At 74.3% G+C, this 19,585-nt stretch carries 23 protein-coding genes; 12 read left to right on the forward strand and 11 right to left on the reverse strand.

The annotated features are described in order from the left end of the window. Positions 1 to 421: 421 nt before the first annotated feature. Positions 422 to 1,351, reverse strand: a complete 930-nt coding sequence (locus M8C11_RS05160) for an ADP-ribosylglycohydrolase family protein (protein ID WP_252448580.1) — start codon at positions 1,349 to 1,351, stop codon at positions 422 to 424. 73 nt (positions 1,352 to 1,424) lie between these two features. Between M8C11_RS05160 and M8C11_RS05165 the strand changes: the two genes are divergently transcribed. From M8C11_RS05165 to M8C11_RS05175, 3 genes are all read left to right on the forward strand, one after another. Next, a complete protein-coding gene (locus tag M8C11_RS05165; protein ID WP_013285422.1) occupies positions 1,425 to 2,114 on the forward strand; it encodes a response regulator transcription factor in 690 nt (229 codons plus the stop codon). Between the two features lie 29 nt (positions 2,115 to 2,143). After that, complete coding sequence (locus M8C11_RS05170) at positions 2,144 to 3,535, forward strand: HAMP domain-containing sensor histidine kinase (RefSeq protein WP_252448701.1); 1,392 nt, start codon at positions 2,144 to 2,146, stop codon at positions 3,533 to 3,535. Between the two features lie 228 nt (positions 3,536 to 3,763). After that, entirely contained in the window at positions 3,764 to 4,039 is a 276-nt protein-coding gene (locus M8C11_RS05175; protein ID WP_252448581.1) for a hypothetical protein, read from the forward strand. On the opposite strand, the gene M8C11_RS05180 is transcribed toward M8C11_RS05175, so the two are convergent. Then, positions 3,996 to 5,021, reverse strand: a complete 1,026-nt coding sequence (locus tag M8C11_RS05180) for an adenosine deaminase (RefSeq protein WP_252448582.1) — start codon at positions 5,019 to 5,021, stop codon at positions 3,996 to 3,998. The two genes, M8C11_RS05175 and M8C11_RS05180, sit on opposite strands and share 44 nt — an antisense overlap. Beyond that, entirely contained in the window at positions 5,018 to 5,809 is a 792-nt protein-coding gene (locus M8C11_RS05185; RefSeq protein WP_252448583.1) for a trans-aconitate 2-methyltransferase, read from the reverse strand. The genes M8C11_RS05180 and M8C11_RS05185 overlap by 4 nt, the downstream gene beginning before the upstream one ends. 84 nt (positions 5,810 to 5,893) lie before the next feature. Here M8C11_RS05185 and M8C11_RS05190 point away from each other — a divergent pair, with 84 nt between their 5' ends. Both M8C11_RS05190 and M8C11_RS05195 read left to right on the forward strand, forming a co-directional pair. Next, positions 5,894 to 6,877 (forward strand): aldo/keto reductase, encoded by a 984-nt coding sequence (locus tag M8C11_RS05190; protein ID WP_120570584.1) that lies wholly within the window; start codon positions 5,894 to 5,896, stop codon positions 6,875 to 6,877. A gap of 82 nt (positions 6,878 to 6,959) precedes the next feature. Next, positions 6,960 to 7,151 (forward strand): hypothetical protein, encoded by a 192-nt coding sequence (locus tag M8C11_RS05195; RefSeq protein WP_252448584.1) that lies wholly within the window; start codon positions 6,960 to 6,962, stop codon positions 7,149 to 7,151. A gap of 82 nt (positions 7,152 to 7,233) precedes the next feature. Here the strand turns inward: M8C11_RS05195 and M8C11_RS05200 are convergent, their stop codons facing one another. The 7 genes from M8C11_RS05200 to M8C11_RS05230 all read right to left on the reverse strand — a co-directional run bounded on the left by M8C11_RS05200 (position 7,234) and on the right by M8C11_RS05230 (position 11,526). Beyond that, entirely contained in the window at positions 7,234 to 7,437 is a 204-nt protein-coding gene (locus M8C11_RS05200) for a cold-shock protein (RefSeq protein WP_007075740.1), read from the reverse strand. Positions 7,438 to 7,725: 288 nt separating this feature from the next. Continuing rightward, positions 7,726 to 7,998, reverse strand: a complete 273-nt coding sequence (locus M8C11_RS05205) for a DUF4235 domain-containing protein (protein WP_120570586.1) — start codon at positions 7,996 to 7,998, stop codon at positions 7,726 to 7,728. Continuing rightward, on the reverse strand, positions 7,995 to 8,336 hold the full coding sequence (locus M8C11_RS05210) for a DUF3618 domain-containing protein (RefSeq protein WP_013285415.1): 342 nt from the start codon (positions 8,334 to 8,336) through the stop codon (positions 7,995 to 7,997). The genes M8C11_RS05205 and M8C11_RS05210 overlap by 4 nt, the downstream gene beginning before the upstream one ends. Further along, the gene (locus M8C11_RS05215) at positions 8,333 to 8,767 is read right to left on the reverse strand and encodes a phage holin family protein (RefSeq protein ID WP_013285414.1); all 435 of its coding nucleotides are present in this window, start codon (positions 8,765 to 8,767) and stop codon (positions 8,333 to 8,335) included. Before M8C11_RS05215 ends, M8C11_RS05210 begins: the two co-directional genes overlap by 4 nt. A 239-nt stretch (positions 8,768 to 9,006) precedes the next feature. Next, entirely contained in the window at positions 9,007 to 10,203 is a 1,197-nt protein-coding gene (locus M8C11_RS05220) for a mechanosensitive ion channel family protein (protein WP_252448586.1), read from the reverse strand. A 76-nt stretch (positions 10,204 to 10,279) separates the two neighbouring features. After that, positions 10,280 to 11,101, reverse strand: coding sequence for a DUF1206 domain-containing protein (locus M8C11_RS05225; protein WP_252448587.1), 822 nt, complete (start codon positions 11,099 to 11,101; stop codon positions 10,280 to 10,282). Positions 11,102 to 11,166: 65 nt separating this feature from the next. Beyond that, the gene (locus M8C11_RS05230; RefSeq protein ID WP_252448588.1) at positions 11,167 to 11,526 is read right to left on the reverse strand and encodes a hypothetical protein; all 360 of its coding nucleotides are present in this window, start codon (positions 11,524 to 11,526) and stop codon (positions 11,167 to 11,169) included. Positions 11,527 to 11,624: 98 nt separating this feature from the next. Here M8C11_RS05230 and M8C11_RS05235 point away from each other — a divergent pair, with 98 nt between their 5' ends. Together M8C11_RS05235 and M8C11_RS05240 are read left to right on the forward strand one after the other, a co-directional pair. Further along, a complete protein-coding gene (locus M8C11_RS05235) occupies positions 11,625 to 12,851 on the forward strand; it encodes a cysteine desulfurase-like protein (protein WP_252448589.1) in 1,227 nt (408 codons plus the stop codon). Next, the gene (locus M8C11_RS05240) at positions 12,848 to 13,135 is read left to right on the forward strand and encodes a GNAT family N-acetyltransferase (RefSeq protein ID WP_252448590.1); all 288 of its coding nucleotides are present in this window, start codon (positions 12,848 to 12,850) and stop codon (positions 13,133 to 13,135) included. Before M8C11_RS05235 ends, M8C11_RS05240 begins: the two co-directional genes overlap by 4 nt. Positions 13,136 to 13,180: 45 nt before the next feature. Here M8C11_RS05240 and M8C11_RS05245 read toward each other — a convergent pair whose 3' ends face one another. Next, entirely contained in the window at positions 13,181 to 14,680 is a 1,500-nt protein-coding gene (locus tag M8C11_RS05245) for a glycoside hydrolase family 3 protein (protein WP_120570592.1), read from the reverse strand. Between the two features lie 139 nt (positions 14,681 to 14,819). Between M8C11_RS05245 and M8C11_RS30190 the strand changes: the two genes are divergently transcribed. The 5 genes from M8C11_RS30190 (at position 14,820) to M8C11_RS05265 (ending at position 19,423) form a co-directional block, all read left to right on the forward strand. Then, complete coding sequence (locus M8C11_RS30190) at positions 14,820 to 14,942, forward strand: hypothetical protein (protein WP_255474080.1); 123 nt, start codon at positions 14,820 to 14,822, stop codon at positions 14,940 to 14,942. 114 nt (positions 14,943 to 15,056) lie between these two features. Next, positions 15,057 to 16,007, forward strand: a complete 951-nt coding sequence (locus tag M8C11_RS05250; protein ID WP_252448591.1) for a TIGR03557 family F420-dependent LLM class oxidoreductase — start codon at positions 15,057 to 15,059, stop codon at positions 16,005 to 16,007. A gap of 49 nt (positions 16,008 to 16,056) precedes the next feature. Further along, the gene (locus M8C11_RS05255) at positions 16,057 to 17,688 is read left to right on the forward strand and encodes an ATP-dependent DNA helicase RecQ (protein ID WP_252448592.1); all 1,632 of its coding nucleotides are present in this window, start codon (positions 16,057 to 16,059) and stop codon (positions 17,686 to 17,688) included. Between the two features lie 63 nt (positions 17,689 to 17,751). Then, on the forward strand, positions 17,752 to 18,255 hold the full coding sequence (locus M8C11_RS05260) for a hypothetical protein (protein WP_013285406.1): 504 nt from the start codon (positions 17,752 to 17,754) through the stop codon (positions 18,253 to 18,255). A 124-nt stretch (positions 18,256 to 18,379) separates the two neighbouring features. Continuing rightward, the gene (locus M8C11_RS05265) at positions 18,380 to 19,423 is read left to right on the forward strand and encodes a helix-turn-helix domain-containing protein (RefSeq protein ID WP_252448593.1); all 1,044 of its coding nucleotides are present in this window, start codon (positions 18,380 to 18,382) and stop codon (positions 19,421 to 19,423) included. Positions 19,424 to 19,585: the final 162 nt, after the last annotated feature.

Genomic DNA, 19,585 nt, shown 5'->3' on the forward strand with positions numbered 1-19,585 from the left:
GCCCGGTCGAAACCGACCGTGATCCACACCAGCGCGGCGAGGTGGCGGCATCACGTCCCGGCCGACCCCACCACCTCCCCGAAGTGCCCGCACGCCCAGTCCGAACCGACCGTGATCCACACCAGCTCGGGGAAGTGGCGGCATCACGCCCCCGCCGACCCCACCACCTCCCCGAAGTGCCCGCACGCCCAGTCCGAACCGACCGTGATCCACACCAGCTCGGGGAAGTGGCGGCATCACGCCCCCGCCGACCCCACCACCTCCCCGAGGTGGCCGCGCGCACGGTCCGAACCAACCGTGATCCACACCAGCTCGGGGAAGTCGCCGCATCACGCACCCCCCCGACCCCACCACCTCCCCGAACTGGCCCGCGCGCCCGGCCGGAACCGACAAGGGAGAGCCGGCCAAAGAGGGCGGGCGGTCAGGCGGGGGTGGGGAGCCAGCCGGGCAGCGGCTCGCGGGCGGTCAGCCAGCCCTCCGGCACACCACCCGGCGCGCCGACCCCGGTGTACGCGGCCACGATCCCGCCCACGATGGCGGCCGTGGTGTCCACGTCGCCGCCCGCCTCCACGCAGGCGCGGATCGCGGCGGGGTAGTCGTGCAGCAGCGTGGCGGCGACCCAGAGCGTGAACGGCACGGTGTCCTGCGCGGTCACCCGGGAGCCGTTGCCGAGCGCGTCGGCCGCCTCGGCGGCGGAGTGTCCGAGCAGCGCGGCGGCCCGGCGTACCCCCCGGTGCACCTCACCGGCCGGGTCGAGCGCCCCGGCGACGGCGGTGAGCAGCCGGGCCGGGTCGGGCCGGCCGCCGTCGAGGCGGGCGCGGGCGGCGAGCGAGGCGGCGACCGCGACAGCCACCGCACCGGCGACGCCCTCCGGGTGGGCGTGGGTCACCTCGGCCGAGGCGCGGGCCTGCTCGGCGGCGCGGCGGGTGGAGTCGGCGTGCCAGGCGCCGAGCGGCGCGACCCGCATGGCGGCGCCGTTGCCGCAGGAGCCCTGCCCGTCGAACGCGGACGCGGCGGCCACCGGCCACGGCGTGCCGGTGCGGATCAGCCGCAGCACCGTCACCGCGCCCGGCCCGTACCCGCGGTACGGCTCGCAGCGCTGCGCGAACGCCAGCGCCAGCCGGTCCCGGTCGATGCGGCCCGCGACGGCCAGCTCGGCCACCACCGAGCAGGCCATCTCGGTGTCGTCGGTCCACTCCCACGGCGGCTCGGGCAGCCGCCCGGCGGCGAGGTCGTCCGGGTGCCGGCCGGGAACGAAGAACTGGGAACCGAGAGCGTCGCCCACCGACAGGCCGGCCAGCGCGTCGCGGGCGAGCGTGAGGCGGGTGTCGGGGAAGAGCGTGAACGTCATCGCCGTCCCAGCTTGCCCGGTTGGCCGGACCGCCGCAACGCGACCGGCTTGCCACGCCGAGTACGGTGCTGACGTGGCAACCGTCCTGCTGGTCGAAGACGACCACGTCGTGCGCGGCGCCATGCTGCGATCGCTGACCGACCGGGGGCACGCGGTGCACGCGGTCGGCACCGCGCTGGACGCGCTGCGCCGGGTCGCCGCGGAGACACCGGATCTGGTGGTGCTCGATCTCGGCCTGCCCGATCTGGACGGCTCGGACGCGCTGCGCATGCTGCGCGGCATCACCGACGTGCCGATCATCATCGCCACCGCCCGTGACGACGAGCAGTCGGTGGTACGGCTGCTGCGCGCCGGTGCGGACGACTACATGGTCAAGCCGTTCACCGGTGCGCACCTGGACGCCCGGATCACCACTGTGCTGCGCCGGGCGGGCCGGGCCAGCCGTACCGTCGCGCCGGCCGTGCACACGGTCGGCGGCCTGCGGGTCGACGTCGGCGAGCGCAGCGCGGTGCTGGACGGGGAGGCGCTGGCCCTGACCCGCAAGGAATTCGACCTGCTGGCGTATCTCGCCGCACGTCCCGGCCGGGTAGTGTCCCGGCGGGAACTCTTGGAGGAGGTATGGCGGCAGCCATCGGTCGGCGAGGACCAGACCATCGACGTTCACCTGTACTGGCTCCGCCGCAAAATGGGCGAGTCCGCGGCGAAGCCGCGCTACCTGCGCACCGTGCGGGGGGTCGGCTTCCGGCTGGTGGCGCCGGACTGAGGCTCACGCTCGCCGGGCTCACCGCCGGCCTGTGCGGCCTGATCGCGCTCGCCTTCCTCGTCCCGCTCGGGCTGACCCTCGCCGACCGGACCCGGGAGGCGGAGCTGGCCGACGCCGCGCGCCGGGCCGCGCTGGTGACCGGCGCGCTGGCGGTCAGCACGGACACCGCGACGATCGAGCGGGCGGTGGCCGCCGCGGCCGGCGACGATCCGGCCAAACGACCGGTGGTGCACGGCATCGGCGCGGACGAGTCGGCCGGCCGTGCGAACCCGCGGGTGCTCGCCGACGCCGCCGCGCAGCGGCGTTCGGTGGTGACCGAGGTGGACGGCGGGGTGCTGCGGCTGGACCCGGTGGTGCTCGGTGACCGGGTCGCGGTGGTGGAGGTCTTCGTCCCCGACGAGGTGCTCGACTCCGGCGGCGACGGTCGGTGGCTGCTGCTGCTCGCGATCGGCCTGGCGCTGGTCGGCGCGGCGGTCGCGGTGGTCGACCGGGTGGCGGCCCGGGCCGTGGACGCCACCGGCGACCTGGTCAAGGCGGCGCTCGCGGTGGGCGACGGCGAGCTGGGGGTACGGGTCGAGCCGACCGGCCCGCGCGAGCTGGCCGAGGCCGGGCACGCGTTCAACCGGATGACGGAACGGCTGGTGGCGCTGCGCGCCGACGAGCACGAACTGGTCGCCGACCTGTCGCACCGGCTGCGTACGCCGCTGACCGCGCTGCGGCTGGACGCCGAGGCGCTGGAGTCCGACGACACGAGCATCGGCACGTTCAGCGAGGCGGAGCTGGACCGGCGGCGCGGCATCCGGCGTATCCGGCAGGCGATCGTCACGCTGGAGGGCGAGGTCGACCAGCTCATCAAGACGACCCGCAAGGCGGTCGCCCAGGAGTCGGCGCCGGCGTCGTGCGACGTGAGCGAGGTGGTCCGGGACCGGATGGTCTTCTGGTCGGCGCTGGCCGGGGACCAGAACCGGCCGCACCGGGTGGTCGGGGCCCAGTTGCGCATCCCGGCGCCGGTGCCCCGCGCCGAGCTGGCCGCCGCGCTGGACGCGGTGATCGGCAACGTGTTCCGCTACACGCCGCAGGGCACCGCGTTCGAGGTGGCGGTGAGCCGCCGGGACGGCTGGGTGGCGATCCGCATCGACGACGCCGGGCCGGGCATCGCCGACCCGGACCGGGCGTTGCGCCGGGGCGAGAGCGACAAGGGCTCCACCGGGCTCGGGCTGGACATCGCCAAGCGGGTCGCGTTGCAGGCGAACGGTTCGGTGAGCATCGACCGGGCCCGGCTCGGCGGCGCGAGCGTGGTGATGCTGCTGGCCGACCCGGACGCGGCACCCCGGCCGGTGAACCGGTTCGGGCTGGTCGGGCGGATGGCCCGGGAGGCACGCGAGCCACGTCCGGGGCGGCGCTGGCCGCGCCCGCGCTGACCCGTGGCTGTGTACGGGCGCAAGTTCTCCTTAAAGGTGGTTTAACGACGGCCGCGAAACCGGCGTGAACTGCCAGGATCGTTGACAGAACCCATCAGTTCCGTCGGCCGGGACGCCCCGTAAGACCTTCCGGCCGACGGATCATGCGCGCGGCGGGAGTCCGGTCCCCCCACACCTCGCTCCCGTCGCGCGCGCTCTCCCGTCGATCCCGGGCGCGAGGTGACCGTCATGCCACCGGCCGTCAGTCGTCTGCTCCGCTGGGCCGCCGTCATCGGCCTGGGTATCGCGCTCACGCTCGCGGTGTGGCAGGACCCGGTGCTCGCGCACGGTCCCGTCCGGCCCGCGCCCGTCGCTCCCGGTTCCGCCACCGCGCTCACCGCGCTGGCGCTGGCCGGGCTGATGCTGACCGTGCGGCGCCGGCCGCCCCGGATGTCCCGGCGGCCGGCGCCCGTACGGCCGCTCAGCCCGCCGCGCTCCCCAGGTACGCGTCGATCTCGGCGGTGATCCGGGCCTGCTCGGCGGGCGCCAGGAACGCCGCGGCGACGGCGTCGCGGGCCAGCGCGGCCACCCCGTCCGGGCCGAGTCGCAGCAGCCGGGCGGCCACCGCGTACTCGTCGTTGAGCGTGGTGCCGAACATCGGCGGGTCGTCGGAGTTGATGCTGACCGGCACGCCGGCCTCGACCAGCCGGGGCAGCGGGTGCGCGTCCAGGCTCGGTACGGCCCGCGTGCGCACGTTGGACGTCGGGGAGATCTCCAGCGGGATGCGCCGCTCGGCGAGGTGGGTCAGCAGCGCCGGGTCCTGCGCGGCGGAGATGCCGTGGCCGATCCGCTCGGCGCCCAGCTCGCGCAGCGCGTCCCAGATCGTCTCCGGGCCGGTGGTCTCGCCGGCGTGCGGCACCGAGCGCAGCCCGGCCGCCCGGGCCTGGTCGAACCAGGGCTTGAACTGCGGCCGGGGCACCCCGATCTCGGGGCCGCCGAGGCCGAAGCTGATCAGCCCGTCGGGTCGTTCGTCGAGCGCGATCCGCAGCGTCTGCTCGGCGGCGGGCAGGCCGGCCTCGCCGGGGATGTCGAAGCACCAGCGCAGCGAGATGCCGAAGTCGGCCTCGGCGCGCTTGCGGGCGTCCTCGATCGCCTCGCAGAACGCCGGCGCCGGGATGCCGCGGTTGACGTGCGAGTACGGCGTGACGGTCAGCTCGGCGTAGCGGACCTGCTGGCGGGCCAGTTCCCGGGCGACCTCGTGGGTGAGCAGCCAGACGTCGTCGGCGTCGCGGATCAGGTCCACCACGCTGAGGTAGACCTCGATGAAGTGGGCGAAGTCGCGGAACGCGAAGTAGTCGGCGAGCGCCTCCGGGTCGGCCGGGACGGGGCTGCGCCCCTCGTGCCGGGCGGCCAGCTCGGCGACGATCCGGGGCGAGGCCGAGCCGACGTGGTGCACGTGCAACTCCACCTTGGGCAGTCCGGCGATGAAGGTGGGCAGGTCGGTCACGAGTTCTCCTCTGGGCGGGCGCCGGTGCGGGCCACCATGAAGATCCGGCGGAACGGGAAGTACACCTGACCATGCCGCACCGGGTACGCCTGCGCGAGCCGTACCCCCAGCTCGGCGCGGAAGGCGGCCCAGCCGGCGGCGTCCAGCGCGGCGCGGACCGGGCGCAGCGCGGTGCCCTCCATCCAGGCCAGCACCGGGTGGTCGGCGCCGGCGGCGGGCAGCAGATGCACGTACGTAGTCTCCCAGGCGTCGACCGCGCAGCCCGCGTCGGTCAGCAGCGTGGCGTAGCCGACCGGCTCGTCGACCGGTGCCTCGCGCAGCTTTCCGGCGAGCGCGTCGCGCCACCGGTCCCCCGCGGCGACGGAGCGCAGCAGCCGGTGCGAGGGCGCGTCGAAGTTGCCGGGCACCTGGAACGCCATCCACGCGCCCGCCGGCAACGCGTGTGCCCAGCGACGGAGCAGGTCGCGGTGTTCCGGCACCCACTGGAGCACGGCGTTGCCGACCAGCACGTCCACGTCCGGCTCCGGCCGCCAGTCGCGGACGTCGCCGACCGCGTAGGTGACCGGACCGCCCTCGGCGCCCGCCCGGTCGATCATCTCCGGGGAGGAGTCGAGGCCGGTTACCCGGCTGGCGGGCCACCGGCCGGCGAGCGTGGCGGTGAGGGTGCCGGGGCCGCAGCCGAGGTCGACCACGGCGCGCGGGTGCTCGGCGCCGACGCGGGCCAGCAGGTCGTGGAACGGCCGGGACCGCTCGTCGCCGTAGCGCAGGTAGGTGCGTGGATCCCACATGACAGCCTCCAAACCGTACGTACGTCTTGTTAGACCGTACGGCCCGCCGCGCGCAACGGCAAGCGGCTCACTAGGCTCGACCGGGTGGAACAGCGCAGCTTCGACCGGCTCGGCCGGCACGTCGGCATCATCGGACTCGGCGCGTGGCAGCTCGGCGCGGACTGGGGCGAGGTCAGCGAGGACGACGCGCTCGCCGTGCTCGCCGCCGCCGTCGACGCGGGCGTCACCTTCCTGGACACCGCCGACGTGTACGGCGACGGCCGCAGCGAGGCGCTGATCGGCCGGTTCCTGCGCTCCCGCCCCGGGCACGGGCTCACCGTGGCGACCAAGATGGGCCGCCGGGTGGAGCAGACGCCGGAGGCGTACACGCCGGAGAACTTCCGGGCCTGGACCGACCGGTCCCGGGCCAACCTCGGCGTCGACACGCTCGACCTGGTGCAGCTGCACTGCCCGCCCACCGCCGTCTTCGCCGACGACCGGGTCTTCGACGCGCTCGACACGCTCGTCGACGAGGGACGCGTGGCCGGGTACGGCGTCAGCGTGGAGACCTGCGACCAGGCGCTCACCGCCATCGCCCGGCCCGGTGTCGCCAGCGTGCAGATCATCCTCAACGCGGTCCGGCACAAGCCCTTGGAGCAGGTGCTGCCCGCCGCCGCCGCGGCCGGGGTCGGGATCATCGCCCGGGTGCCCCTGGCGAGCGGTCTGCTCTCCGGCCGGTACGACGAGAACACCACGTTCCCGGCGAACGACCACCGCACGTTCAACCGCCACGGCGAGTCGTTCGACGTGGGCGAGACGTTCTCCGGCGTCGACTACGACAGCGGCCTGGCCGCGGTGCGCCGGCTCGCGCCGCTGGTCGGCGACGACCGCACGATGGCGCAGTTCGCGCTGCGGTGGGTCCTCGACCAGCCCGGCGTGACGGTGGTGATCCCCGGCGCCCGCTCCCCCGAGCAGGCGCGGCGCAACGCCGAGGCGGCCGGGCAGCCGGCACTGACCGAGGTGGAGCTGGCCGCGGTGCGGGCCACCTACGACGAGCTGATCCGCCCGCAGGTGCACGACCGGTGGTGAGCCGGCCGGCCGGCGCGGCGCCGCCGGGCGCCGGCGGCGGCGGGCATGCTGGAGCGGGACTGTCGTCGTCGGAGGGGGAACGATGAGGGGTTGGTTCCGGCTCACCCTGGGGCTGCTCGCCGTGGTGCTCGGTGCGCTGTGGACGGTGCTGGGCCTCGGGTACGTCGAGGGCAGCGTCATGAGCGACCAGCGGATCTGGGCGACGGCCGGCCCGGTGCTCGTCCTGATCGGACTGGCCGGGCTCTGGTGGGGCATGCGGGCGCGGCGCCGCTGAGGCGCCGGGCACGGTGAAGCCCCGCCTCCCGTGCGGGATGCGGGGCTTCCGGCACCGGCCGGCGCGGCCGGTGCGGTGAGACTCAGATGGGGCGGACCTGCTCGGCCTGCGGACCCTTCTGACCCTGGGCGATCTCGAACTCCACCCGCTGGTTCTCCTCCAGCGTGCGGTAGCCGCTGGTCTGGATGGCCGAGAAGTGGACGAACACGTCAGCACCCCCGCCGTCGACGGTGATGAAGCCGAAGCCCTTGTCAGCGTTGAACCACTTCACGGTTCCCTGCGCCATGTGTATCTCCTTCTAAAACTGGCGGCCGAGCACGCCGTGCGGCCGATTGGCCGTTTTCGAGCAGCGGCGCCTGAGGCGGCCCCCAATGCAGGAGACTTCTCTCAACCCACGCGTCTCTCAACAGCGTGAGACAGCAAACCACGTACGCAAAAACTTCGCACAGCCTAGCGGACGAAATTCTCCGACATGTGACCTGAAGGTCGCGCGGACGGCGCTACGCGGCCCCGCCGGGGCCATGCGAAAGGCCCCTTCCCCGCGCTCGGGAAAGGGGCCTTTCCGGCCTTTACGTCAGTCCGGCCAGCGACCGGTCAACCGGCGTACGCCCACCGCTCCGCCCCGGTCGACGGCGGCCCGCACCACCGCGAAGATGGCCCCCTGCAGGGCCGCGGCGGCGAGCACCTCGCCCCAGCGGCGGTCCTCGTCGGTCGCGCTCGGCGCCTCGCCGTCGCCCGCCGTCACCTTCCAGACCTGGCGGAAGATCGCGCCGGCGACGGTACCGGCGGCCAGGCCGAGCAGCACCCCCACCGGCCTGTACGCCGCCTTGCCGATCTTCCCGCTCACCTGCGCCTCCCTCGGACGATCACCAGCACCACCGCGGTCACCAGCGCGCCGGCCGCGATGGCCGCCCACGGCAACGGGTTGCGCCCGACCGCCTCACCCTTCTCGTACGCCTGCGCCCGGACCAGCCGGGCCCGCTCCGCCGCCCGCCCGCGCACCCGGGCCGCGGTCAGCGACGCCTGCTCACGCATCCGCGCCTTCGCCGCCTCGGCGGAGTGCCGCACCAGCGCCTTCGGATCGGCCCTGGCGGCGAGCAGCTCCATCGTCTCACCGAGCTCCACCCGGGTCCGGCGGATCTCCTCCCGGAGCGCCGCCACGTCCCCGGTCCCGTTACCGGTCATGCCCGCCTCCCGTCCTTCACCGCGGCGGTGACCGTGTCGACGTCCGCCCGGACGCTGCGGACCGCCGCCTGGGGCACCGGCGGGACGGCACGGCTGACCTGCTTCTTGCCCACCAGCGCCAGGATCCCGGCGAGCAGGAACAGCGCCACCGCCACGATCAGGGCGGCCAGCCACGCCGGCATGACAAGTGCCAGCAGCAGGATCACGGTGGCGACCAGGGCACCGGCGCCGTAGAGCGCCATCACCCCGCCGCCGCCGAACAGACCGATCCCGATCCCGGCGTGCTTGCCCTTCTGGGTCAGCTCCGCACGGGCCAGGGCCAGTTCGTCCCGCACCAGGCGGGTGACCTGCTCGGTGGCGCGCTGTACCAGTTCGGCGGTGGACGGTTCGCTCCCGGTCCGCGACGTGCTGCGACTCGCGACGTCAGCCATGCTGTCCTCCTTTCGTCATCACCGCGCTGTATGCCCGGAGTCGCCGCCCGTCAATCCTGCGCGGCGCGGCCGGTCCGCCCGGCCGCGCGCCGCCGCAACCCGGTGCCGGGCACCGGATCCGGGGCGTGCGCACCACGTCCCCCGCAACCGCCCGGCCAAACCCGTCCGGCCGGAAAGCCGCCCGAACGCGGGAACCCCCGGCGCCGTGGGCGGCCGGGGGCTCCGATCGGGGTACGGGGTCAGCGACGCGCCTCGGCGTGCTCCTCCCGGCCCACGAACACCTCGCTGCGGGCGTCGCCGTCGTCGCTGCCGCCGAAGACACGCGCGTCGTCGGGCGCCTCGGTGCCGATCGGGCGGCGTACCGGGCGGCGCGGCTGCACCGCCTGCCAGGGCAGCGGGCCGGTGGTGTCGCCGACCTCGGCGCGCAGCCGGGGCAGGGCGGTGGGACGCTGGTCGCGTACCCAGGTCACCAGGTGCTCGCGGACCAGGCACCGCAGGTCCCAGAGGCTGCCCGCGTCGGCGGCGCTGACCAGCGCGCGGACCTTGACCATGCCGCCGGTCGCGTCGGTCACCTGGAGCACGCAGACCCGGCCGTCCCACAGCTCGGTGCCCTCGCACAGGCGGCGCAGCTCCTCCCGCATCGCCTGCACCGGGACGGCCCAGTCCAGCTCGAACTCGGCCGTGCCGAGCACCGCCGCCTCGGTACGGGTCCAGTTCTGGAACGGCCGGCTGGTGAAGTACGAGGTGGGCAGGATCAGCCGGCGGTCGTCCCAGATCTGCACCACCACGTAGCTGAGCGTCAGCTCCTCGATCCGGCCCCACTCCCCCTCGACCACCACCACGTCGTCCAGGCGTACCGCGTCGCTGAACGCGAGCTGGAGACCGGCGAAGACGTTGGCGAGCAGGCTCTGTGCGGCGAGCGCGGCGACCGCGGCGATCACACCGGCGGAGGTCAGCACACCGGCGCCGACGCCGCGTACCGCCGGGAACGTCATCAGCATGACGCCGACCGTGAGGATCACGATCACCGCGATGGTGAGCCGGCGCAGCAGCACCACCTGCGTACGCACCCGGCGGGCGTGCCTGTTGTTCGGCACGTCGACCCGGAACCGGGCCAGCGCGGTGTCCTCCGCCACGACCAGCAGCGAGGCCACCAGCCAGGCGGCGGCAGCGATCGTCGCCAGCACGAGCGTGTGCAGGACGAACTGCCGCCACGGGCTGCCGACCGCGTACGCGGTGGTGAACCGGACCGCGAACTGCACCGCGGCCACCGTGACCGCGACCTGGAACGCGCGGTGCGCGTGCTCGGTCAGCTCGGTCATCAGCAGCGAGCGGCGGCCGAGACGGCGGGTGACCCGGTGCACCACCTGGGCCAGCACCAACGCGATCGCCGCCGCGGCGAGCGCGGCGGCGACGGTCACGACGTAACTCTGCACGAACTCTCTCTCCCTCCGACGGGCGGGCATCGGGCAAAGGCCCAATGGTGCCCGGCGGCCCGGGTATCGACCAGGATCAGACCTTGCGGTACCGGGACTGGAAGAAGCAGTAGACACCGAACGCGGCGATGCCGAGCGCCATGAGCGCCAGCAGCCACGGCCCGTACGCCTGGTCGCGCAGCGTCCGCAGCGCGGCGTCGAGGCCACGCGCCTTCTCCGGGTCGTAGTTCACGGCGGCGATCACGACCAGCACGCCGGCGATGGCGAACACGGCGCCCCGGGAGGCGTACCCGGCCATGCCGAGGCGACGGGTGAGCTGCCGGGTCTTCGGGCTCATCTCGCCGGTCTTGAGGTTGCGCTCGAACTTCTTCTTCAGGCCGTAGACCACCATGCCGATGCCGAGCGCGGCGAGCGCCAGGCCGGCCAGCCCGACCAGCCACCGGCCGCCGTCGGAGGCCATCAGCTTCTCGGAGAGCTGCTGCTGCTGGTCCGAGGCGTTGGAGCTGGCGTCCTGGAAGACCTTGATCGCGGTCCAGCCCAGCCAGACGAACACGACGACCCGGAACACCGAGGCGATCCGTTCGAACAGCCGTTCCTTGCCGGTCTTGGACACGTGGCCGGAGATCGCTTCGAGGGCCTGCCAGATCGCCATGGCGAACAGGCCGACCGCCGTCGCGATCAGGAGGAACTTCCCGAGCGGCTGTTCACCGAGGGTGCGCAGCGCGCCGTTCTGGTTCCCCTCCTCGCCCGAGCGGCCGAAGGCGATCTGCAGCGCCAGCCAGGCGAAGAGAAGGTGCACGATTCCGTAACCGATGAAGCCGGCACGGGTCAACAGTTCGAGCCACCGGCTGTTTCGAGCCTGGGCGGCGGTGGCTCCGGCGTTCCGGGTGAGAGACATGAGCCCTCAATCTCCCGGCGGGCGATTTTCCAAACGTCGCCGCCCGCCGGGACGGCCGAAACGGATCAGGCGCTGAGGTCGCGCGCGACCCGCACCACCACCTGCTGCTCGGTGACGCTGTCCAGGCTGACCTGGAAGCCGGCGACCTCGGTGGCCTGCTGGCCCACCGTGAGCGAGAGCTGTTCCCCGGCGACCTCGACCGTGACCTGGTCGCCGTCGGCGCCGATCAGCTTCGCCTCGACGCCGAGGATCCGGGCGCTGGCCTCCACGCCGCGGTCGAAGGTGATCGTGCAGGCGTCGAGGCCGCAGTCGGTCTCGGCGCCCTCGGAGCTGCATCCGGCGAGCAGTGCGGCGCCGAGGGCGAGGCCGGCGAGCAGACCGGCGGCGCGGCGGGCGGGGGCGGAGGTGGCGCGTCGGATCGTCACCCGTCCAAGGATAGGCGGCCCGTTCCACAGCGACCGAGCACGCGGGTGCGCCCGGCCACGCCGGGCGGGGTGTCCGGGGTGCGCGCTAGGGTGCCGGAATGGCTTTCGACGTCGCCCGGGTCCGGGCCGCCTACCCTGCCCTGGGCGAGGGATTCGCCCACTTCGACGGCGCCGGGGGCACCCAGACCGCCACCGCCGTCGTCGAGGCGGTGGCCGGGGCGATGCGCGCCGCGACGGGCAACCGCAGCACCGCCTTCCTGCCCGGCCGCCGCGCGCTGGATCTGGTCGCCGGGGCACGGGCCGCGGTCGCCGACCTGCTCGGCGCGCAGCCGTCGGGCGTGGTGCTCGGGCCGAGCGCCACGGCGCTGACGTACACGCTGGCCCGGACGCTCGGCGCCGGCTGGCGTCCGGGCGACGAGGTGGTGTTGTCCCGGCTGGACCACGACGCGAACGTCCGCCCGTGGGTGCAGGCCGCGCAGGCGGCCGGGGCCACCGTGCGCTGGGCCGCGTTCGACCCGGCGACCGGCGAGCTGCCCGCAGGGCAGTACGCCGACCTGGTCACCGAGCGCACCCGGCTGGTGGCGGTGACCGCAGGCAGCAACGCGATCGGCACCGTGCCGGACGTGGCGGCGATCGCCAAGACCGCGCACGCCGCCGGCGCGCTGGTGTGCGTGGACGGCGTGCACTCGGTGCCGCACGGCCCGACCGATGCGGCCTCGCTCGGCGCGGACTTCCTGGTGACGAGCGCGTACAAGTGGTCCGGGCCGCACCTGGCGGCGATGGTCGCCGACCCGTCGCGCTGGGCGGCGCTGCGCCCGGCGAAGCTGCTCCCCTCCGCCGACGGGGTGCCGGACCGGTTCGAGTACGGCACGCCGAGCTTCCCGCTGCTGGCCGGCGTGACCGCCGCGGTGGACCACCTGGCCGGTCTGGATCCGGCCGCGACCGGCGACCGGCGGGAGCGGGTACGCGCCGGCCTGGCCGCCGCGCAGGCGCACGAGGAGGCGGTCTTCGACCGGCTGCTCGCCGGGCTGGCCGACCGCCCGTTCGTGACCGTGTACGGCGCGCCGGCCCGGCGCTGCCCGACTGTCTCGTTCCGGGTGGCCGGCCTGACCCCGGCGCAGACCGCGGCGGCGCTGGGCGAGGCGGGCCTGTGCCTGTCGCACGGCGACTACTACGCCTACGAGTACTTCGAGGGCATGGGCCTGCGGGGCAGCGGCGGCGCGGTGCGGGCGAGCGTCTACCACTACAACACAGTCGACGAGGTGGACCGGCTGCTGGCCGAACTGGACCGGCTGGCCGGGCCCGGAGGGAGAATGATCCGGTGAGTTTTCTGGTCGAGGAGAACGCCGCGAAACGCCGTTTCGAGATCCTGGTGGACGACGCGCTGGCCGGGTTCACCGCGTACACGCTCCGGGGCGAGACGCTCGTCTTCACGCACACCGAGGTCGACGACCGGTTCCAGGGTCAGGGCGTCGGGGCCGCGCTGGTCCGGGGCGCGCTGGACCAGGTCCGCGCCCGGGGCGGCCGGGTGGTGCCGCAGTGCCCGTTCGTGGCCTCGTTCATCGAACGCCACCCGGAGTACGCCGACCTGGTGGCCGGCAAGCCGTGAGGCCCGGCCCGGCCGGGGGACCTCCCCACCCGGCCGGGCCGGGAGTCAGCGCGCCCCGGTCAGCACCTCGGCGGCGGCTCGCGCCGCGGCGGCGGTGGCGCCGTGGGTGGCCAGGTGCACCGCGCCGGTGACCAGCTCGGGCACGCCCAGCTCGACCACCACCGCGTCGGGGCGGGCGGCGAGCGCCCGGCGTACCGCGTCGCGCATCCAGTCGTGGCGGTGCAGGTCGCGTACCACGAGCACCAGCGGCCGGCCGGCGGGCGTCGCGCCCGGGTCGGCCGGTACGGCGTCGGCGGCGTAGCGGGCGGTGGTGGTGCCGGGCGCCAGGTGGGTCAGCGGCGCGGCGATGCCCCACGGCGTCTCCTCGCCGATGGCGATGTTGCGCGGCGGCGCGAACTCCACCACGTGGGCCGGGCCGGTCAGCGGCAGCAGCCCGGCGTCGCCGGTGACCCGTACCGCGCGGCGGGCGGCTGTCAGCCCGATCGGTGAGCCGTCGGCGGACGGCGGGCCGGCGACCCGGCGGGCGCGGGCGGCGACGCTCCACGCGGCGAGCTGACCGACCCGCTTGGCCGCCTCGGCGAGGCGCTCCTCGGGCAGCTCCCCGCTGATCACCGCCGCGACGATGGCGTCGCGCAGCTCGCGGGCGTCCGCCTCGGTCGCCCGTTCCCCGCCCACGCAGATCGCGTCCGCGCCGGCCACCAGCGCGCGCACCGCGGCGCCGGTGAAGCCGTACCGGTCGGCGACCGCGCGCATCTCCACCGCGTCGGTGACCACCACGCCGCCGAAGCCCATCTCCTCGCGCAGCAGGCCGCCGAGCACGCGCGGGCTGAGCGTGGCGGGCAGCTCCGGGTCGAGCGCCGGCACCAGCAGGTGGCCGGTCATCACCGCCTGCGCCCCGGCCGCCACGGCGGCACGGAACGGGGCCAGCTCGACCGCGTCGAGGCGGGCCCGGTCGCCGCCGATGCGGGGCAGGTCGTGGTGCGAGTCGACCCGGGTGTCGCCGTGTCCGGGGAAGTGCTTGGCGCAGGCCGCGACGCCGCCGGACTGCAGGCCGCGTACCCAGGCGGCGGTGTGCCGGGCGACCAGGTCCGGGTCGGCGCCGAAGGAGCGCACCCCGATGACCGGGTTGGCCGGGTTGGAGTTGACGTCTGCGTCCGGGGCGTAGTCGAGCGTCACGCCGACCGCTGCCAGTTCGGCCCCGAGGTCGCGGGCGACCTCCTCGGTCAGGGCCGGGTCGTCGACCGCGCCGAGCGCGTAGTTGCCGGGACGGGAGCTGCCCCGGGCGGACTCGATCCGGGTGACGTCGCCGGCTTCCTCATCGATCGCCACGATGACGTCGGGCCGCTCGGCGCGCAGGTTCGCGGTGAGCGTGGCGACCTGTTCGTGGTCGACGACGTTGCGGGCGAACAGGACGACCGAGCCGAGGCCCTCGCCGAGCCAGCGGCACACCCACGGCGGCGGTGTGGTGCCGACGAACCCCGGTTGCAGGACGGCGGCGGCGAGCGCCGCCAGGTCTCCGGTCGATCCCACGGTCCGCTCGCTCATGTGCTGTCGTACCCCCGTCTCCCCCACGGACCCGCCAGGGCCGGCGGGTGCTGACATGGTCACACCGCGCAGCTAAATAGTCAACAATCCTTACTGTTAGCCGCTGGCGCCCCGGGACGGCCCGTGGGAGAGTTCCCACATGCCCGCTCTGCCGCTCGCCGACGCCACCAGCGCCGCCGACATCCCCGGCGTACGCCTGCTCGGCCTGGTGGTCGGCGGCCTGTTCCTGCTGATCGCGATCCGGGCCATGTTCCGCCGCTGATCCCGCGCCGCCCGGGTTGGAGCCGCCCGCCGGGGGTAGGGCTTGCCCTGTCCGGACACGACGGAGCCGTCCGGGCACCGGCGGACCCGCCGGTCACCGCGGAGAGGGCACATCATGAAGATCGGCTACTTCCTGTCCAGCGAGGAGTACACCCCGGCGGAGCTGCTGGCCCAGGCGCGCGGCGCCGAGCAGGCCGGCTTCGAAGCACTGTGGATCTCCGACCACTACCACCCCTGGGTCGACGCCCAGGGCCAGAGCCCGTTCGTCTGGTCCACCATCGGCGCGCTCAGCCAGGTCTGCCGGCTGCCGGTGACCACGGCCGTCACCTGCCCGACCATGCGCATCCACCCGGCCGTCATCGCGCAGGCGGCGGCCACCAGCGCGGTGCTGCACGAGGGCCGCTTCGTGCTCGGCGTGGGCACCGGCGAGGCGCTCAACGAGCACATCTTCGGCGACGCCTGGCCGCAGACCGACGTACGGCTGGAGATGCTGGAGGAGGCGGTCGAGGTGATCCGCGAGCTGTGGCGCGGCGAGTTCGTCAACCACCACGGCAAGCACTACACGGTCGAGCACGCCCGCATCTACACCCGGCCGGACACTCCCCCGCCGATCTACGTCTCCGGGTTCGGCCCGAAGTCGATCGAGCTGGCCGGCCGGATCGGCGACGGCTACGTCAGCACCATGCCCGACGCCGACATGGTGCGCCGGTTCCGCGAGTCCGGCGGCGGCGACAAGCCGTGCCAGGGCGGGTTCAAGGCGGCGTACGCCGACACCGCCGACGAGGGCGCGCGGATCGCGTACGAGCGCTGGCCCAACGCGGGCGTGCCGGGCGAGCTGTCCCAGGTGCTCCCCTCCCCCCGGCACTTCGAGCAGGCCGCCGAACTGGTCCGGCCCGAGCAGGTGCGGGAGGCGTTCGTCTGCGGCCGGGACGCCGACGCCCACCTGGAGATGATCGACGAGTACGCCAAGGCCGGCTTCGACGAGGTCTACGTGGCGAACACCGGCCCGCACTGGCAGGGCCTGTTCGACCTGTACCAGCGCGAGATCCTGCCCCGGCTCCGGTGACGGGCCGGACGGTTTCGCGCGGGATCACCGGGGGTAGCTGAGGCGCTTGATGAAACTGACCACGCACTCCTCCAGCCTGCGCCGGGCGGCGCGGAACCTGTTCGGCTGGACCGCGCTGCGGCCCAACCAGCTCGCCGCCATGCGCGCCGTGATGAAGCGCCGCGACGCCCTGGTGGTGCTGCCCACCGGTGCCGGCAAGTCGGCGATCTACCAGATCCCGGCCAGCCTGATCCCCGGCCCGACGGTGGTGATCTCCCCGCTGCTGGCGTTGCAGCAGGACCAGATCGCCGCGCTCAACGAACGGCAGCGCCCGGAGCTGCGCGCGGTACGGATCAGCTCGGACGAGAGCGCCGCCCAGCAGGCCGAGGCGATCGAGGACATCCGCGCCGGGCGCGCGGAGTTCCTGTTCATCACGCCGGAGGCACTGAGCAACCCGGACCGGCTCGCCGAGGTCCGCGAGCTGAAGCCGGCGCTGGTGGCGATCGACGAGGCCCACTGCATCTCGGCGTGGGGCCACGACTTCCGGCCGGACTACCTGGCGCTCGGTCACCTCATCGACGGCCTGGGCCGGCCACCCGTGGTGGCGCTCACCGCGACCGCCTCCCCGCCGGTACGCGACGACATCATCGCCCGGCTGCGGCTGCGCGAGCCGGAGGTGGTGGTCTCCGGGCTGGACCGGCCGAACCTCTTCCTGGAGGTGGCCTACTGCCCGACCGAGGACTACCGGTGGCGTCGGCTGATCGCGCTGCTGAGCGACGACGAGCGGCCCGGCATCATCTACGTGCCGACCCGCCGGGCGGCCGAGGAGCTGGCCGAGCGGCTCACCGACGCCGGTTACCCGGCCGACTTCTACCACGGCGGCATGCCCACCGCGGCCCGGCACGAGCTGCACGAGGCGTTCCTGGCCGACCGGGTGCCGATCATGGTGGCCACGTCGGCGTTCGGCATGGGCATCGACAAGCCGAACATCGCCTGGGTGGTGCACATGGCGCTGCCCGACTCGCCGGACAGCTACTTCCAGGAGATCGGCCGGGCCGGACGCGACGGCTCGCCGGCCCGGGTGCTGCTGCTGTGGCGCTCCGAGGACGTCGGCCTCCAGCGCTACTTCAGCGGTGGCCTGCCGGACTCCAAGGAGCTGACCGAGCTCGCCGCGGTGCTGCGCGGCAAGGCCCGCAACCGCAAGGAGCTGCGCGAGCTGACCGGCCTCGGCCCGCGCAAGCTGGGGCAGTACCTGTCCCTGCTGGAGCAGATCGGGGCCGCCGAGCCACGCGCCAAGCAGCGCATCGGCGCACCCCGGTACGCGCCGGCGGCCGCCGAGTCCGGCCGCGCCGCGCTGGCCGAGGCGGAACGGCAGCAGACCGTGACCCGGTCGCGTACCGACATGATGCGCGCGTTCGCCGAGACCACCGGCTGCCGGGGCCAGGCCCTGCTGGCGTACTTCGGCGAGCAGATGAACGAGGTCTGCGGGCACTGCGACAACTGCCACGCGGGCACCAGCGTCGCGGGTGACGGCGCGGTCGGGCCGTTCCCGGTGCACAGCCAGGTACGCCACCCGGAGTGGGGCGCCGGCCTGGTGCTCAGCTACGAGGAGGACCGGATGACCGTGCTCTTCGACGAGGTGGGCTACAAGACGCTGTCCGTGCGCGTGGTGTCCGAACAGGGCCTGCTGGAGCTGGACTAGCCTGACCCGGGCGCCGCGGGGGCGCCCGTCGACAACGACGACCACGGCGAAAGGGGCCTGATCGTGATCGAGCAGCCGGCGTACACCCGGTTCGGCGTCTCCGACGAGGAGTGGGGACTGCTTGTGGGGCTGCCGCAGTCGGTGCTCACCGCGGCGGCCGCCGCCGAGTCCGACGGCACCCGCCGCACCATGGCCGAGAACGCCGCCGGGCTGGAGACCATCGCCGCCGGCCGGGAGTCGGCCAGCCCGCTGGTCGCCGCCGTGGCCGGTGAGGTCGTCGACCGGGTGGGCGACCCGGAGACCGGCGCGGAGCTGCCGGTCATCACGCCGCAGGACCCGAAGGCGATGATCGAGGACGTGCTGGCCCGGGCCGGGCAGGCGTCCGCGCTGCTCGCCGCGCGGGTGGACGAGGGGCAGGCCGGTGCGTACCGGCACTGGCTGGTGGACATCGCCGAGCAGGTGGTGGGCGCGGCCTCCACCGGCGGCATCCTGGGCCTCGGCGGCGACGCGGTGACCGATTCCGAGCGGCGGTTCCGCGACCGGCTGTCCCAGGTGCTGAACGACTGAACGGACTCCTAACAGAACGTGCGCAGATCCGTCAATGACGGACGTCACGGCCCCACGGGTGTCGTTTTTCGGCCCCGTGGGGCGTCCTGTTTGTGCAGGGTGTGACGAACACGGGGAGTCGTTGATGGACGGGAAGCTGCACCGGCAGGTCCTCGACACGCAGGCGCTGCCGCCGCGGGAGCGCTTCGGCATGTGGCTGGACACGATGGCGAGCACCCCGACGCCGCTGCGGGTGTACAGCGCGCACGCCGACGACTTCGTGGCGCGGGCCGAGTTCATCGACCTGGGCCCGATGCAGCTCATCCGCCACCGCTACCCGTCGGTGGACTGCGTGCGCACCGCGAAACTGATCCAGCGCTCCGACCCCGACTACTACATGCTCGCGTTGACGCTCAGCGGCACCAGCCAGGCCGACCAGGAGGGGCAGCGCGCCCGGTGCCGCCCCGGCGACCTCACCTTCTACGACTGCTCCCGGCCGCACGAGCTCAGTCACCACGCCGACCCCGCCGGACCCGAGTTCGCCCGCTCGATCGCGGCCCTGGTGCCGTACGACGCGCTGCCGTTGCCGCCCCGCCGGCTCGCTCCCCTGTTCGCCGGCCGGATGTCCGGCTCCGAGGGCATCGGCGGGCTGGTCGCCGACTTCCTCACCCGGATCACCGCGAACCCCGAGCAGTACCACGCGGCCGACGCGGAACGGCTCGGCGCCGTCGGTCTCGACCTGGTCGCCACGCTGCTCGGCCGCAATCTCGTCTCCGAGGACGAGATGCCCACCGAGGTCCGGCGCCGGGCACTCCAGGCCCAGGTACGCGCGTACGTGCGCCAGCACCTCGGCGACGCCACGCTCGATCCGGGCGCGGTCGCCGACGCGCACCACATCTCGGTGCGTTCGCTGCACCGTCTCTTCGAGGACGAGGAGACCACAGTGGCCGCGTACATCCGGGACGAGCGGCTGGCCCGGTGCCGCCGCGACCTCGCGGACCCGGCGCTGAGCGACCGCCCGATCCAGGTCGTCGCCGCCCGCTGGGGCTTCCGGGACAAGGCGCACTTCAGCCGGGTCTTCCGGGCGGCGCAGGGCGAGACACCTCAGGAGTACCGGACCCGTCACCTGGAACCGGCACGGATCGTCAACAGCACGGCATCCACCGTCAACCTGTCCCGTACATACTGAAACCCGGGCCCGTGCCGTTCGTGGCGGGCCCACGGATATCGGGGGGCCGGGCGCGGCGTCCGCGGCGGTCCCGGCCGCGGGCGGCCCCGCCCGGTGTGGCCCCCGAGACCGCAACTGGCGGCCGAGATTTCCGGCCCCGTCGCGCTTCCCCCCAGGACCGGC

The organism is Micromonospora sp. CPM1 (assembly GCF_023896895.1).
Taxonomy (GTDB): domain Bacteria; phylum Actinomycetota; class Actinomycetes; order Mycobacteriales; family Micromonosporaceae; genus Micromonospora; species Micromonospora tulbaghiae.

Coding starts and splice junctions, on each gene's coding strand:
- M8C11_RS05245 (WP_120570592.1), bottom strand. CDS start 14,680: ATGAGCGAGCGGACCGTGGGATCGACCGGAGACCTGGCGGCGCTCGCC.
- M8C11_RS05250 (WP_252448591.1), top strand. CDS start 15,057: ATGAAGATCGGCTACTTCCTGTCCAGCGAGGAGTACACCCCGGCGGAG.
- M8C11_RS05235 (WP_252448589.1), top strand. CDS start 11,625: ATGGCTTTCGACGTCGCCCGGGTCCGGGCCGCCTACCCTGCCCTGGGC.
- M8C11_RS05225 (WP_252448587.1), bottom strand. CDS start 11,101: ATGTCTCTCACCCGGAACGCCGGAGCCACCGCCGCCCAGGCTCGAAAC.
- M8C11_RS05185 (WP_252448583.1), bottom strand. CDS start 5,809: ATGTGGGATCCACGCACCTACCTGCGCTACGGCGACGAGCGGTCCCGG.
- M8C11_RS05195 (WP_252448584.1), top strand. CDS start 6,960: ATGAGGGGTTGGTTCCGGCTCACCCTGGGGCTGCTCGCCGTGGTGCTC.
- M8C11_RS05200 (WP_007075740.1), bottom strand. CDS start 7,437: ATGGCGCAGGGAACCGTGAAGTGGTTCAACGCTGACAAGGGCTTCGGC.
- M8C11_RS05160 (WP_252448580.1), bottom strand. CDS start 1,351: ATGACGTTCACGCTCTTCCCCGACACCCGCCTCACGCTCGCCCGCGAC.
- M8C11_RS05265 (WP_252448593.1), top strand. CDS start 18,380: ATGGACGGGAAGCTGCACCGGCAGGTCCTCGACACGCAGGCGCTGCCG.
- M8C11_RS05215 (WP_013285414.1), bottom strand. CDS start 8,767: ATGGCTGACGTCGCGAGTCGCAGCACGTCGCGGACCGGGAGCGAACCG.
- M8C11_RS05175 (WP_252448581.1), top strand. CDS start 3,764: ATGCCACCGGCCGTCAGTCGTCTGCTCCGCTGGGCCGCCGTCATCGGC.
- M8C11_RS05255 (WP_252448592.1), top strand. CDS start 16,057: ATGAAACTGACCACGCACTCCTCCAGCCTGCGCCGGGCGGCGCGGAAC.
- M8C11_RS30190 (WP_255474080.1), top strand. CDS start 14,820: ATGCCCGCTCTGCCGCTCGCCGACGCCACCAGCGCCGCCGACATCCCC.
- M8C11_RS05210 (WP_013285415.1), bottom strand. CDS start 8,336: ATGACCGGTAACGGGACCGGGGACGTGGCGGCGCTCCGGGAGGAGATC.